The 13996-nt window shown below is 70.9% G+C and carries 10 protein-coding genes; 6 read left to right on the top strand and 4 right to left on the bottom strand.

Annotated elements, in window-relative coordinates; genetic code table 11:
* Window positions 1-171 precede the first annotated feature (171 nt).
* Window positions 172-2259 carry an ATP-binding SpoIIE family protein phosphatase gene (locus AC0B9F_RS14260; RefSeq protein ID WP_472002313.1) on the top strand — a complete coding sequence of 696 codons (2088 nt, stop codon included), beginning with the start codon at window positions 172-174 and terminating at the stop codon, window positions 2257-2259.
* A gap of 63 nt (window positions 2260-2322) precedes the next feature.
* On the opposite strand, the gene AC0B9F_RS14255 is transcribed toward AC0B9F_RS14260, so the two are convergent.
* Window positions 2323-4632, bottom strand: a complete 2310-nt coding sequence (locus AC0B9F_RS14255) for a transglycosylase domain-containing protein (RefSeq protein WP_472002311.1) — start codon at window positions 4630-4632, stop codon at window positions 2323-2325.
* Between the two features lie 641 nt (window positions 4633-5273).
* On the opposite strand from AC0B9F_RS14255, the gene AC0B9F_RS14250 reads away from it, so the two are divergent.
* Genes AC0B9F_RS14250 through AC0B9F_RS14240 form a run of 3 tightly spaced genes read left to right on the top strand, consistent with a single transcriptional unit; the run spans window position 5274 to window position 8814 of the window.
* Entirely contained in the window at window positions 5274-5801 is a 528-nt protein-coding gene (locus AC0B9F_RS14250; RefSeq protein ID WP_472002309.1) for a PadR family transcriptional regulator, read from the top strand.
* Window positions 5798-6487 carry an ABC transporter ATP-binding protein gene (locus AC0B9F_RS14245; protein ID WP_472002307.1) on the top strand — a complete coding sequence of 230 codons (690 nt, stop codon included), beginning with the start codon at window positions 5798-5800 and terminating at the stop codon, window positions 6485-6487. Before AC0B9F_RS14250 ends, AC0B9F_RS14245 begins: the two co-directional genes overlap by 4 nt.
* Window positions 6484-8814, top strand: coding sequence for an ABC transporter permease (locus AC0B9F_RS14240; protein ID WP_472002305.1), 2331 nt, complete (start codon window positions 6484-6486; stop codon window positions 8812-8814). Before AC0B9F_RS14245 ends, AC0B9F_RS14240 begins: the two co-directional genes overlap by 4 nt.
* Window positions 8815-9079: 265 nt before the next feature.
* On the opposite strand, the gene AC0B9F_RS14235 is transcribed toward AC0B9F_RS14240, so the two are convergent.
* The gene (locus AC0B9F_RS14235) at window positions 9080-10051 is read right to left on the bottom strand and encodes a LysR substrate-binding domain-containing protein (protein ID WP_472002303.1); all 972 of its coding nucleotides are present in this window, start codon (window positions 10049-10051) and stop codon (window positions 9080-9082) included.
* 133 nt (window positions 10052-10184) lie between these two features.
* Between AC0B9F_RS14235 and AC0B9F_RS14230 the strand changes: the two genes are divergently transcribed.
* Together AC0B9F_RS14230 and AC0B9F_RS14225 are read left to right on the top strand one after the other, a co-directional pair.
* The gene (locus AC0B9F_RS14230) at window positions 10185-10739 is read left to right on the top strand and encodes a peroxiredoxin (protein ID WP_361634445.1); all 555 of its coding nucleotides are present in this window, start codon (window positions 10185-10187) and stop codon (window positions 10737-10739) included.
* Between the two features lie 3 nt (window positions 10740-10742).
* Complete coding sequence (locus tag AC0B9F_RS14225) at window positions 10743-11276, top strand: alkyl hydroperoxide reductase (protein WP_469810294.1); 534 nt, start codon at window positions 10743-10745, stop codon at window positions 11274-11276.
* A gap of 142 nt (window positions 11277-11418) precedes the next feature.
* Here the strand turns inward: AC0B9F_RS14225 and AC0B9F_RS14220 are convergent, their stop codons facing one another.
* Complete coding sequence (locus AC0B9F_RS14220) at window positions 11419-12765, bottom strand: AI-2E family transporter (protein WP_472002301.1); 1347 nt, start codon at window positions 12763-12765, stop codon at window positions 11419-11421.
* Window positions 12766-12907: 142 nt separating this feature from the next.
* The gene (locus AC0B9F_RS14215; RefSeq protein WP_472002299.1) at window positions 12908-13621 is read right to left on the bottom strand and encodes an aggregation-promoting factor C-terminal-like domain-containing protein; all 714 of its coding nucleotides are present in this window, start codon (window positions 13619-13621) and stop codon (window positions 12908-12910) included.
* Between the last annotated feature and the right edge of the window lie 375 nt (window positions 13622-13996).

Genomic DNA, 13996 nt, shown 5'->3' with positions numbered 1-13996 from the left:
AGAGGCAACCAACGGTGCGCGTACCGAGTCTGATCCGACGTCACCGAGGGGCGGGCAGGACGTGAGCGAGGGGAACCAGGGCGCCGCCGGAATTCCGTTCCTGGGGCACGTATTGCGGGTATCGGCATGTCGGCGGGCGGAACTGCGTGCCCGGCGCGCAGCCCCGGACGGATGGATGCGACACGCGTGACGGAGCACCCCACCTACGAACGCCCCCAGCAGGGCGTCGCCCCCGCGGATCCCCGCGGGGCGCTCCTGCGTACCCCGACGTCGGCGCGTGCGCCCGGCGCGGGGGCCTTACCGCTGCCAAGCGCCCAGGCCCGCGCCGGGGACACCCCGGGCACGGCCACACCGAGCGGGACGGGCCCGGCCGGCTCCGGCCCCGAGCACGCGCAGCCCGCGGCGGCCACCGAGCCGGACACGCTGCGCCCACGACCGGTACCGGAGGCCGTACCCGTGCAACCGGGCGAGCAGGGCGTCACCGGCGGCCAGGAGCGGCGCACCGGGCAGGGCCCCGCGCCGGGCCGGCCCACACCGATGCGCCGCGACGGCGACCGGCTGCGGTTCGTCGGCGCGGCGACCCGGCGCATCGCCCGCGGCCTGGACCTGGACGAGATCGTGATGGGGCTGTGCCGGGCCACCGTGCCCACGTTCAGCGACGCCATCCTGGTCTATCTGCGCGATCCGCTGCCCGTCGGCGACGAACGGCCCACGGGGCCCGTCGTGCTGCGGCTGCGCCGCACCGACCGGATCCCGGAGGACCGGGACACCGACGGCGGTTTCGCGCCACTTCCGCAGTCCCAGCAGCCCGAGCCGTGGGAGCTCGCCGACCTGGCGTCCGTGACGGCCGAACTGTGCGAGGTGCGACCCGGCGGCGCGCTCGCCGAAGTGCTGCGCGGGGTGCGCCCGGTGTTCGCCGACGCGCCCGCCGCGCGCGCCGCGCTGCCCGAGCTCCTCGGCGCCGGCGGCGACCTCGTCATCCCCAGCGGGCAGCGGGCGATCCTCGCGCCGCTGCGTGGGCGGCGGCGGGTGATCGGCGCGGCCGTGTTCCTGCGCCGCCCCGACCGCATCGCGTTCGAGGCCGACGACCTGCTGGTGGCGGCCCAGCTCGCCACGCACAGCGCGCTCGGCATCGACAAGGCGGTGCTGTACGGCCGTGAGGCGTACATCGCCGACGAGCTGCAGCGCACCATGCTCCCGGAGACGCTGCCCCGCCCCACGGGCGTCCGGCTGGCGTCCCGCTACCTGCCCGCCGCGGAGACCGCACGCGTGGGCGGCGACTGGTACGACGCGATCCCGCTGCCCGGCAGCCGGGTCGCCCTCGTCGTCGGCGACGTCATGGGCCACTCCATGACCAGCGCGGCGATCATGGGCCAGCTGCGCACCACCGCGCAGACCCTGGCAGGGCTCGACCTGCCGCCGCAGGAGGTGCTGCACCACCTCGACGAACAGGCGCAGCGCCTGGGCACCGACCGCATGGCGACCTGCCTGTACGCCGTCTACGACCCGGTCTCGCACCGCATCACCATCGCCAACGCCGGCCATCCGCCGCCCGTGCTGCTGCACCTGGGCGGCCGGGCCGAGGTGCTGCGGGTGCCCGCGGGCGCCCCGATCGGCGTCGGCGGCGTGGACTTCGAGGCCGTCGAGCTGGACGCGCCCGCCGGGGCGACACTGCTGCTGTACACCGACGGCCTGGTGGAGTCCCGGCTGCGGGACGTGTGGACCGGCATAGAGCAGCTGCGCGAGAAGCTCGCTGCGACCGCGCAGCTCACCGGCCCCGACCATCCGCCGCCGCTGGAAGCCCTGTGCGACGAGGTGCTGGACATGCTCGGCCCGGGCGACCGGGACGACGACATCGCGCTGCTCGCCGCCCGCTTCGACGGGATCGCGCCGAGCGACGTGGCGTACTGGTTCCTGGAGCCGGAGGACGCCGCGCCCGGCAAGGCCCGCCGGCTGGCCCGCCGCCAGCTGGAGCGCTGGGGCCTGGAGGAGCACATCGACGCGGTGCAGCTCCTGGTCAGCGAGGTCGTCACCAACGCCGTGCGGTACGCCTCCCGCCCCGTCACGCTGCGGCTGCTGCGCACCGAGGTGCTGCGCTGCGAGGTCGGCGACGACGTGCCGCAACTGCCCCGGCTGCGGCAGGCGCGCGCCACGGACGAGGGCGGGCGCGGACTGTACCTGGTGAACCGGATGGCCCGCCGCTGGGGCGCGACCCGGCTGAGCACGGGCAAGGTGGTGTGGTTCGAGCTGAACCGCTGAGCGCGTCGCGTCCGTACGGCGAAGAAGGGCGCCCGGTGCAGACCGGGCGCCCTTCTCTTCGTGTCACGGACGGCTGTTGCCGCCGCCGTTGCCGGTGCCGTTACCGCCGAAGATCGGGTTGTCCGGCGGGCCGCTCGTGCTCCCGGACGGCGTCTCGGACGGCGGCTGGGTCGTCGGCGTCTGCGAGGGCTTCACGGTCGTCGGGGTCTCGGACGGCTCCTCGGTCGTCGGCGTCTGCGACGGCTCCTCGGTCGTGGGCGTCTGCGAGGGCTCCTGGGTCGTCGGCGTCGAGGACGGGGTCGGGGTGAACGACGGCTCGACCGCGGCGCCCTGGTCGGTGTCCAGGTCGAACTCGCTGACGTCCGTCTGCACGCCGAACATGTAGTCCGCCCAGATCAGCGCCGGGAACTTACCGCCGTTGATGCGGGGGAGACCGGCGGCGCCGTGCATGGAGACGTGCTTGCCGTTCTGCGCCACGGACTCGCCGAACAGGCCCACCGACGTGACCAGGTCGGGCGTGTAACCGGTGAACCAGGCCGACTTGTTGTCGTCGGAGGTACCGGTCTTGCCCGCCACCTTCTGCCCGTTGCGCAGCGGGTTGTCCCGCACCGACGTGCGGGCCGTGCCGTCGTCGATCACACCGGTGAGGACCGAGGTAACCGTGTCGGCGGCCTTGCGGCTGATGACCTGGTCACCGATCGGGTCGGGCAGGTTCACCGTGTGGGCGTTGGACTCGGCCTTCTTCAGCAGCGCCGGGGTGACCTTCTTGCCGTGGTTGTCGAGGGTGGCGTACACGCCGGCCATCTGCAGCGGGCTCGCGCCCATCGAACCGAGCGTCTGCGCGGGCACGGCCTGCAGGTCCGTGGTGTCCATGCCGAGCTTGCCGGCGACCTCCATCACCTTCGGCATGCCGACGTCGACACCCATCTGCGCGAACACGGAGTTCACGGACTGGTTCATCGCGTTCTGCACGGTGATCGGCCCGTAGTCCTGGTCGTCCTCGTTCTCCGGGGCGAAGCCGACCGGGGTGCCGTGGTCCACGACGGGGCGCTTGCTGGTGCCGTCGTAGATCGTGTCGGCACCGATCGCCTGACCCTTCTGGGTCGTCGCGGCCTCGTCGATCGCGGCGGCCAGGATGACCGGCTTGAAGGTGGAGGCGGGCTGGTAGTCGGTGCGGGTGGCGTTGTTCGTGTAGTGCTTGTAGTAGTCCACACCGCCGTACATCGCCACGACCGCGCCCGTCTTGGGGTCGACCGAGACCCCGCCGGCCTGGACGTCCCCGTCGACCTTGCGGGTCTTCGGCTTGAGCTTGCTGGTCAGCTGGTCCTTGACGGAGTTCTCCAGCGCCGCCTGCTTCTTCTTGTTGATGTTGAGCGTGAGGGTCCAGCCGCCGCGGCCGACGAGGTCCTCGGCCTCCTTCATGTTCGCGGCGGTGCCCTGCGCGACCAGGCGCTTCTCCAGCTCCTTGTTGGCGGCCGCCACCAGGTAGCCCTTCTGGCCGCTGAGGCCGGGCGAGGGCTTGGGATCCTTGGGGACCGGGAACTTCATGGCCTGGCGCTGGGAGGCGTCCAGCCAGTACTCCTGGACCATGTTGTCCAGCACGTAGTTCCAGCGCTGCGTCACCAGCTTCTTGCCGGTGTCGGTGGCGGCGGCCCAGTCGTACTGGCTCGGCGCCTGGAGCAGCGCGGCGAGGTAGGCGCCCTGTTCGACGGTGAGCTGGTCGGCGTCGACGCCGTAGTAGGCCTGCGCGGCGGCCTGGATGCCGTAGGCGTTGCGGCCGTAGTAGCTGGTGTTGATGTACCCGGCCAGGATGTAGTCCTTGGACTTCTCGCGGTCCAGCTTCAGCGAGATGACCATTTCCTTCAGCTTGCGGCTGACGGTCTGTTCCTGGGTCAGGTAGTAGTTCTTGACGTACTGCTGGGTGATCGTCGAGCCGCCCTGGGCGCCCTTGCCGGAGAGCGTGTTCAGGATGCCGCGCGCGGTGCCCTTCACGTCGACGCCGGAGTCCTTGAAGAAGGTCTTGTTCTCGGCGGCGACGAAGGTGAGCTGCACCTTCTTCGGGACGTGCGCGAGGTCCACGACCTCGCGGTTGACGTCGCCGTCGCGGGTCATGATCGAGCCGTCGCTGTACTTGTAGACGTTGCTCTGCTTCTTGGCGTCGGCGTTCCCCTCGGGGATGTCGATCATCATGTAGAGCACGACGAAGGCGCCGATGCCGAGCAGGAAGAGACCGAGGATCGTGCCGAGGATCTTCTTCCAGGTGAACAGCCGGCGTATACCGCTCTTGCCGCCCGTCCGCGACGAACGGCGGCGGCTGGGCGCCGCGCGGCGGCCCGCGCGCTGCCGCGCTCGTCTCTCTTCCGCTCGTCCCATGGGGTGCTTCCTCGCTCCGCTCGTTCCAGGGGCTCAGGTCAGCTCAGAAAGCTAACATCGCCGGTTATGACAAAGGGCGTCCGATCCGGTCTTTTACGGACGTGACAATGAGCACCCCTGCCGTGGGAACCGACGTCTGGGGGTGGTTGAGGGTTGCTCTGGTGGGGGAAAGTGGCGCCTCTTGGATGTGTATGGGGTAGCTCACATTGAGCCTGCGGCGCTGGGTTGTGTTTCGGGTGCGGCTTTCGTTGTGGCTGGTCGCGCAGTTCCCCGCGCCCCTTTGGTGCCTGCGGCGGCCCGTTGCTGTTGCGTCGTGGCGTGCGTCGCGCCTAGCGGCGGTTTGTAAGTCGGGGCCGGGGTGGGGGGTGTCCGTCCTCGGTCCGGCCGCCCGTTTCCGACGAGGGCGCCGTTGCCCGGTGCCGGACGCTGCGGGCGGACACCCCCCACCCCGTCCCCTTCCCGCCGTCGGCGGGTGCGGCGACGTCGTGGCGGGCGTCTCGGTCCGCTCGGGTGCGGGTGGGTTCGCTCGGCCTGTTCCTGAACCGTGACAATGTGCTTCGACCTGGGCTGATGTACGCGCCGCTATGGGGAGTGCACTGCGTGTATACACGGGGCGTATACACGGTGTGTAGAGTCGTCGTATGTCCATCGGTCACACCCTTCTGGGGCTCCTGGAGTCCGGTCCGCGTCATGGATACGACCTCAAGCGGGCCTTCGACGAGAAGTTCGGTCACGACCGGCCGCTGCACTACGGCCAGGTCTACTCGACGATGTCCCGCCTTCTGAAGAACGGCCTCGTCGAGGTCGACGGCATCGAGGCCGGCGGCGGCCCCGAGCGCAAGCGGTATGCGATCACCGAGGCCGGTATCACCGACGTGGAGCGGTGGCTGGCGACGCCGGAGAAGCCCGAGCCGTATCTGCAGTCGACGCTGTACACGAAGGTCGTCCTCGCGCTGCTCACCCACCGCGACGCCGCCGACGTCCTCGACACGCAGCGCTCCGAGCACCTGCGCAGCATGCGCATCCTGACGGAGCGGAAGCGCAAGGGTGATCTGGCGGATCAGTTGATCTGCGACCACGCCCTGTTCCACCTGGAGGCCGACCTGCGCTGGCTGGAGCTGACCGCCGCCCGTCTGGACAAGCTGCGTCAGGCGGTGGTGGCCCAGTGAACGCCCCCGCCGGTTCCCTGCTCACCGCCGATGAGCTGCGCAAGGTCTACGGGCCGACCGTCGCCCTGGACGGCGCCTCGTTCTCCATCCACCCCGGTGAGGTCGTCGCCGTCATGGGCCCCTCCGGGTCCGGCAAGTCGACGTTGCTGCACTGTCTGGCCGGGATCGTCCCGCCCGACTCCGGCACGATCACGTACGCCGGGCGCGAGCTGTCGGCGATGAGCGACGCCGAGCGCAGTGCGCTGCGCAGGAGCGAGTTCGGGTTCGTTTTCCAGTTCGGGCAGCTCGTCCCCGAGCTGACCTGCGTCGAGAACGTCGCGCTGCCGCTGCGGCTGAACGGCACCTCCCGCAAGGAGGCCGAGCGGGCCGCGCTCGGGTGGATGGAACGGCTCGAGGTCGACGACCTGAAGAAGAAGCGGCCCGGTGAGGTGTCCGGCGGGCAGGGCCAGCGCGTCGCCGTCGCCCGTGCACTGGTCACCGACCCGCGTGTCGTGTTCGCCGACGAACCCACCGGCGCCCTGGACTCCCTCAACGGCGAGCGCGTGATGGAGTTGCTGACGGAAGCGGCCCGTTCGGCCAACGCCGCCGTCGTCCTCGTCACGCACGAGGCGCGGGTGGCCGCCTACTCCGACCGCGAGGTCGTCGTACGGGACGGGAAGTCGCGGGACATGGAGCGCGCCGTATGAGCGTGCGGCAGTGGTCCAGGGATCTGGGCATGGGCATGCGGTTCGCCTACAGCGGCGGGCGCGAGGGATGGATCCGGGCCGTACTGACGGCCGTCGGCGTCGGACTGGGCGTGGCACTGCTGCTGCTCACCACCGCGATCCCGAGCGCGCTGGCCGTACGGCACGAGCGCAGCCAGGCGCGTGCCAGCCTCTACACCGGCGAAGGGGTGCAGAAGTCGGACCGCACCCTCGTCGTCGCCGACGCCGGGACGTCGTTCCGGGACAAGGACGTGCTGGGGCGCGCGCTGCAGCCCGAGGGCGCGCACGCACCGCTGCCGCCCGGAGTGGACGCGTTCCCGGCCAAGGGCGAGATGGTGGTCTCCCCGGCGCTGAAGAAGCTGCTCGAGTCCGACGACGGACGGCTGCTGCGGGAGCGGCTGCCGGAGCGGATCGTCGGGACCGTCGGCGAGAGCGGGCTGCTGGGGCCGGCGGAACTCCTCTTCTACCGCGGCGCGGACGGGCTCGCGTCCCGGGTCGACGGCGGCCAGGTGACCCGCCTCGAACACTTCGGCAACCCCGGCGCCTCCCCCGAGCGGATGGACCCCGTCCTGCTGCTCCTGGTCCTCGTCATCTTCCTCATCCTGCTGATGCCGGTCGCCGTGTTCATCGCCGCGGCCGTGCGGTTCGGCGGTGACCAGCGCGACCGGCGGCTGGCCGCGCTGCGGCTGGTCGGCTCCGACAGCGGTATGACGCGGCGTATCGCGGCCGGTGAGGCGCTCGGCGGCGCCCTGCTCGGGCTGGTCCTCGGCAGCGGCTTCTTCGTCCTCGGCCGGCAACTGGCCGGGGCCCTGGACGTGCTGGACATCAGTGTCTTCCCCAGCTCCCTCAACCCCTCCCCGCTGCTCGCCGTCCTGGTCGCCGTGGCGGTGCCCGCGGCCGCGGTGCTCGTCACGCTGTTCGCGCTGCGCGGGGTCGTCATCGAGCCGCTGGGCGTGGTCCGCACGGCGAAGCCCGCGCGGCGCCGGCTGTGGTGGCGGCTGCTGCTGCCGCTGGCCGGCCTCGCGATGCTCTACCCGATGGTCGGCCAGGGCCGCGACAACGGGAACTTCAATCAGTACCTGGTCTCGGGCGGCGTACTGCTGCTCCTGATCGGCGTGACCGCGCTGCTGCCGTGGGTGGTGGAGACGGTCGTGTCGCGGCTCGGCGCCGGCGGCCTGTCCTGGCAACTGGCCGCCCGTCGACTGCAGTTGAACAGCGGCAGCGCGGCTCGGATGGTCAACGGGATCGCCGTGGCGGTGGCCGGCGCGATCGCCCTGCAGATGCTGTTCGCGGGCGTCGAGGGCGACTACACCCGCTCCTCCGGCAAGGATGTGACGCGCGCTCAGATGCAGGTGACCCTGCCGACCGGCGACGCGCTCGCTGACGCGGAAAGGAAGTTCCGGCGCACCGAAGGGGTGCGCCAGGTGACCGCGCTGTCCCAGGTCTCCGTCGGCGACGGCCGCAAGGATCCCGGCCTGGGCAGCGAGCTGATGGTCGGCGACTGCGCGGCCCTGCGGGAGCTGGCCGAGCTGCCTTCCTGCCGCGACGGCGACGTCTTCGCCCTGCGCGGCGGCGAGTACGAGGACGGGCAGACGGCGAAGCTCGCCCACCCGGGCCGCACGCTCTACATCGACCCGTCCTCCGCCGGCACCCACGGCCGGGAGGTCCCCTGGCACGTCCCGGCGGCCCTGCGGCAGGCCGACTCGATCGAGGACCCGAACGGCATCAAACGCTCCGGCTTCCTCCTCACGCCGAGCGCCCTGCCCGGACGGGCTGTGCCTGCGATGACCGGGCAGCTCTTCCTCGGCTTCGACCACTCGGTGCCGGACGCCGTGGAGCACGCCCGCAACACCGCGGTCCGGATCGACCCCATGGCCGACGCGATGCTGTGGTCGGCGACCCTGCAGTCCCCGAAGTTCGCCGCCATCCGTACCGGCCTCTTCGTCGGCGCGACCTGCGTACTGGCCCTGATCGGGGCGAGCCTGCTGGTCTCCCAGCTGGAGCAGCTGCGCGAGCGCCGCACACTGCTCTCCTCACTGGTCGCCTTCGGCACCCGGCGCCGCACCCTCAGCCTGTCGGTCCTGTGGCAGACGGCGATCCCGATCGCCCTCGGCCTTCTGCTGGCCGCGGCGGTGGGCATGACTCTGGGCGCGGTCCTGCTCCGCATGACGGCCACCCCGATCCACCTGGACTGGCCGAGCGTCCTGTCGATGACAGGCGTGGGCGCGGCGATCGTCCTCGCGGTGACCCTGCTCAGCCTCCCGCCGCTGCTGAAACTGATGCGCCCGGACGGCCTGCGCACGGAGTAGCCGGCCGCGTACGGCGGGAAGGGGACGGGGTGGGGGGTGTCCGCCCGCAGCGTCCGGCACCGGGCAACAGCACAGGCCCGGAAACGGGCGGCCGGACCGAGGACGGACACCCCCCACCCCGGCCCCGACCCACAACGAACCGCAGGCGCTACACCAGCCACCCACCGGAGGGCAACGGGCCGCCGCAGGCATATAAGGGGCGCGGGGAACTGCGCGAGCAACCACAACGCACCCGCACCCGAAAGACAACAGAGCCCGGCAGACGCTACCCCTCGCCAAGAACAACCCGCACCGGCAACGACCGCAGAGCCTCCCGCAACGCCCCCGCCAACTCCCCGTACTCCGCAGAGCGCGCCGCCCCCGTGCGCATCGCCAGCGCGACACGACGCGTAGGCGCCGGCGCCGCAAAGTACCCGGTGAGCAGCTGACTGCTCCGCGCGGTCTCCAGTTTCAGCGCCGTCCGCGGCAGCAGCGTGCACCCCAGGCCCCCGGCGACCAGCTGCACCAGCGTGGACAGTCCGGCCGCCGTCGTCGTCACCGGCGCGTCCTCGCGCCCCGCCTCGCGGCAGATGTCGAGCGCCTGGTCCCGCAGACAGTGGCCCTCGTCCAGCAGCAGCAGGTTCAGCTCCTTCAGCGCCTCCCGGGGAATCCCCTCCCGCCCGCCGAGCCCGTGGTCGAGGGGCGTGACGAGCACGAAGTCCTCGTCGAACAGCGGGAGTTCCACCACCCCGGGCACCCCGAGCGGCACGGCGAGCAGCAGCAGGTCCAGGCGGCCGGAGTTGAGGCCCTCCACGAGGGAAGCGGTCTGCTCCTCGTGGACCTGGAGGTCCAGGTCGGGATACTTCTCGTGCACCAGCCGCAGCACGGTCGGCAGCAGATACGGCGCGACCGTCGGGATCACCCCGAGCCGCAGCACCCCGGTGAACGGCGCCCGCACCGCCTCGGCCTCCTCCAGCAGCGCCCCGACCTCGTCGAGTACGGCCTTGGCGCGCACCGCGAGACGTTCACCGGCCGGCGACAGCAGCACCTTGCGCGTCGTACGCTCGAGCAGGGTGACACCGAGTGTCTCCTCCAGTGCCGAGACGGCGCCCGAGAGGGCGGGCTGGCTCATGCCGATCGCCGCGGCGGCGTCCCGGAAGTGCAGATGCTCCGCGACGGCGGCGAACGCCCGCAGCTGCGCCAGGCTGGGCTGTTTCCGTTTGCCGCCGGCGCCGCCGGTCACGCTCGCAACGCTCACTGATAGCTCCCTCCGATCAACTCGACCGAGTGTAGCTATTTCCGCAATCAATGCACGGTGTGCCAACATCAAGAGCGTCCAACCCATGGGAAACACCCCCAAAAAGGGTCTTTCTTCGCTGCAAGGAGAGCGTGTGCTCACTGTCGGTGACAAGTTCCCCGAGTTCGAACTGACCGCCTGCGTCTCGCTGGAGAAGGGCAAGGAGTTCGACACGATCAACCACAAGACCTACGAGGGCAAGTGGAAGGTCGTCTTTGCGTGGCCCAAGGACTTCACCTTCGTGTGCCCGACTGAGATCGCCGCGTTCGGCAAGCTGAACGACGAGTTCGCCGACCGCGACGCGCAGATCCTCGGCTTCTCCGGTGACTCCGAGTTCGTCCACCACGCCTGGCGCAAGGACCACCCGGACCTGACGGACCTGCCGTTCCCGATGATGGCGGACTCCAAGCACGAGCTGATGCGCGACCTCGGCATCGAGGGCGAGGACGGCTTCGCCCAGCGCGCCGTGTTCGTCGTCGACCCGAACAACGAGATCCAGTTCACCATGGTGACCGCGGGCTCGGTCGGCCGGAACCCGAAGGAGGTCCTGCGGGTCCTGGACGCCCTGCAGACCGACGAGCTGTGCCCGTGCAACTGGAGCAAGGGCGACGAGACCCTGGACCCGGTCGCGCTGCTGGCTGGTGAGTGAGGCATGTCCCTCGACTCCCTGAAGTCCCGCGTTCCGGACTACGCCAAGGACCTGAAGCTCAACCTGGGCTCGGTCATCGGCAACTCCGACCTGCCCGCGCAGCAGCTGTGGGGCACGGTGCTGGCGACCGCGATCGCCTCGCGCTCCCCCATCGTGCTGCGTGAGCTGGAGCCGGAGGCGAAGGCCAACCTGACGCCGGAGGCGTACCAGGCCGCGAAGGCGGCCGCCGCCGTCATGGCGATGAACAACGTCTTCTACCGCACCCGCCACCTGCTGTCGGACCACGAGTACGGCAACCTGCGCGCGGGCCTGCGGATGAACGTCATCGGCAACCCCGGCGTCGACAAGACCGACTTCGAGCTGTGGTCCTTCGCGGTCTCCGCGATCAACGGCTGCGGCATGTGCCTGGACTCGCACGAGCAGGTCCTGCGCAAGGCCGGCGTCGAGCGCGAGGTCGTCCAGGAAGCCTTCAAGATCGCCTCGGTCGTGCAGGCCGTCGGCGTGACCCTGGAGGCGGAGGCGGTCCTGGCCGAGTAGGGCCCGGACAGCACCTGTTGCGAGGCCCCGTCCACCTTCGGGTGGGCGGGGCCTTCGACTTCGTTCGGCGTGCGGTGTTTGGCGTTCGTCGTGCGGCGTGCGTCCTGCGGTGTTCGGCGGCGTGCGGCGTTCGTCGTGCCGCTCAGGCCGACGGCGTCTCCCCCGCGGGTTCCTGCGTGGCGACCGGCTCGGCGGCAGCCGCCTTCGCCGCCGCCACGTCCGACGCCGTCGCTCCGCGCGGCCGCGGCGTGTGCCGCATCGCCGCCTCGTGCGAGTACGCCCTGAGATAGCCCGCGACCGTGTTGGTCACCGCCACGAGCGGCACCGCCACCACCGCGCCGCCGATCCCGGCGATCATGCCGCCGGCCGCCACCGACAGCACCACCGCCAGCGGATGCACCCGCACGGCCCGGCCGAGGATGAACGGCTGCAGGATGTGCCCCTCGATCTGCTGCACGGCGAGCACGACGACCAGCGTCATCACGGCCGTGAACACGCCCTGCGTCACGAGCGCCACCACGACCGCGAGCGCGCCCGAGACGACCGCGCCGACGAGCGGGATGAAGGCGAACAGGAAGATGAACACCGCGAGCGGCACGGCCATCGGCACATCGAGGAAGTAGATGCCGAGGCCGATGAAGATCGCGTCGATGAGGGCGACGATCACCGTGCCGCGCACATACGCGGTGAGCGTGCGCCAGGCGCGCGGGCCGGCGCCGGCGACGCCCGGGCGGGCGGCGGCCGGGACCAGCTTCAGGGTCCACTCCCAGATGCGGCGGCCGTCGTAGAGCAGGAACAGCGTGGAGAAGACGGTCAGCAGGATGCCGGTGAGGGCCTCCACCACGACCTGTACGCCCTCCAGGCCGGCCGAGGTGATCTGGTCGGTGTTGGCGCCGATCGCCTCGCGCAGGTTCTTGGCGATCTGGTTGATCTGTTTGTCGGTGACGTGGAACGGGCTGTGCAGCAGCCACTTGCGCAGCTCGTCGATGCCGTCCTGGATCTGGCTGGAGAGGTTGTCGATGTTCTCCATGACCTGCCAGCTGACGAACCAGCCGATCAGTCCCATGACGATGAAGCCGAGGATCGCCGTCATCGCCGTGGCGAGGCCGCGCGGCACGCCCATGCGGGTCAGCCGCGCCACCGTCGGCTGGAGCAGCGCGGTGATGAGCAGCGCGGCGACGAAGGCGAGGATGACGAGCTGGACGGCGCTGATGACCCGCATCAGCACCCAGAGCGTGCCCGCCAGCACCAGCAGCCGCCAGCCGGCCTCGGCCGCGACGCGTACGCCCCAGGGGACGGCCTGCGCCGGGTCGGGGCGGGCGGGGACCGTGGGCGCGTAGTCGGGGGGCGGTGGTACCTGCTCGGGCGGCGCGGCGCCTTCGTGTTCGGCGTCTTCCCGCTCGAACTCGGCGCGGCGCTCGTCGAGCCGCTCACTTATCCCGGTCAGTCCGGCGCCGAGCCGACCGAGCCACCCTGGCACTCGCGACATGATCCGTCCTCTTCCCCCGTCTCTCCTCACCACTCCCCCCTGGAGCCGTCGCGTACGACCGTACAGGGCGAAAGCCCCTCCCCCTAGGACGGGGAGGGGCTGCGCGAAGTCGAGCGAAAGGCTGGTGGTGAGCCGGGCGGGCCTAGTACCAGTGGTTGGCCTGCCAGAACGACCAGGCGTCGCACGGGCTGCCGTACCGGCTGTTCATGTAGTTCAGGCCCCACTTGATCTGGGTGGCCGGATTGGTCTGCCAGTCGGCGCCGACGGACGACATCTTGGAGCCGGGCAGGGCCTGGAAGAGACCGTAGGCACCGGAGGAGGCGTTGACGGCCTGGTAGTTCCAGCTCGACTCGTGGTCCACGATGTTGCTGAAGCACTGGAACTGGCCGCCGCCGACCAACTGACGCGCCATCGCCTGGATCTGCGAGACGGAGTACGAGCTCTGGACGGCGAAGGTGGTGGCGTCCCGGACGGCGCTGCGGCTGGCGGCCTTCTTGGCCTCCTCGCGCTCCTTGGCTTCCTTGGCCGCCTTCTCGGCGGCTTCCTTCTTCGCGATCGCGGTCTCGGCGGCCGCCTTGCGGGCCGTCTCCTCGGCGGTCTTCTTGGCGCTCGCGTCCGCGGCGATGGCCTGTGCGTCGGCCTGCTGCGCGAGGGACGCGGTCTGCACCTGGGCCTGCTGACCCGCGGGTATGTCCGCGAGGAGCGTGACCTCGGATGCCGTCGCCTCGGCGTCGTTCGGCTGCGCGGTGCTGCCCGAGGCAACTCCGACGACGCTTCCGACAGCGGTGACCGCGGTGGCGGAGGCCACTGCGAATCCCCGGACCGAAATCCGGCTCACACGGTTTCCTTCCAGCATCGCCCGCTTCGGTGACCCTGGCGGACGCAATCGTGCCCCTGAACACTGGCCTCCCCAACTGCGGGGTCACGGGAGGCGCGGGCCCGGTGGGCAACTCCCTGCTCGGGAGCGCCGCGTGGTGCGCGGGCGGCATACGACGGCTGCTATGGAGTTGGTGTTCCTGCTGTGGTGCCGTACGGCTGGGGGTACACGTGTGTCGTATGCGGGGCCTGACAGGAGTGAGACTCTGCCGTAACCCGGCGCCGCACCGCAATTCTGAGCTGCGTGTGAAAGCTCACATCCCGTTTGAGCCCGGGGATTTCATCGAACGCCCACATACGGCGACGCCGCCCCGCTAGGCTCTTCGCCTTTGCGGGACGGCGCCGGTGGACGGCG

This window comes from Streptomyces sp. NPDC097129 (assembly GCF_055668065.1).
This window is presented reverse-complemented; position numbering and strand designations above follow the sequence as displayed.

What these genes read in the sequence shown, in the direction of transcription:
- AC0B9F_RS14250 (WP_472002309.1), top strand. Translation starts at nt 5,274, where the DNA reads ATGTCCATCGGTCACACCCTTCTGGGGCTCCTGGAGTCCGGTCCGCGT.
- AC0B9F_RS14260 (WP_472002313.1), top strand. Translation starts at nt 172, where the DNA reads ATGGATGCGACACGCGTGACGGAGCACCCCACCTACGAACGCCCCCAG.
- AC0B9F_RS14215 (WP_472002299.1), bottom strand. Translation starts at nt 13,621, where the DNA reads ATGCTGGAAGGAAACCGTGTGAGCCGGATTTCGGTCCGGGGATTCGCA.
- AC0B9F_RS14240 (WP_472002305.1), top strand. Translation starts at nt 6,484, where the DNA reads ATGAGCGTGCGGCAGTGGTCCAGGGATCTGGGCATGGGCATGCGGTTC.
- AC0B9F_RS14220 (WP_472002301.1), bottom strand. Translation starts at nt 12,765, where the DNA reads ATGTCGCGAGTGCCAGGGTGGCTCGGTCGGCTCGGCGCCGGACTGACC.
- AC0B9F_RS14225 (WP_469810294.1), top strand. Translation starts at nt 10,743, where the DNA reads ATGTCCCTCGACTCCCTGAAGTCCCGCGTTCCGGACTACGCCAAGGAC.
- AC0B9F_RS14255 (WP_472002311.1), bottom strand. Translation starts at nt 4,632, where the DNA reads ATGGGACGAGCGGAAGAGAGACGAGCGCGGCAGCGCGCGGGCCGCCGC.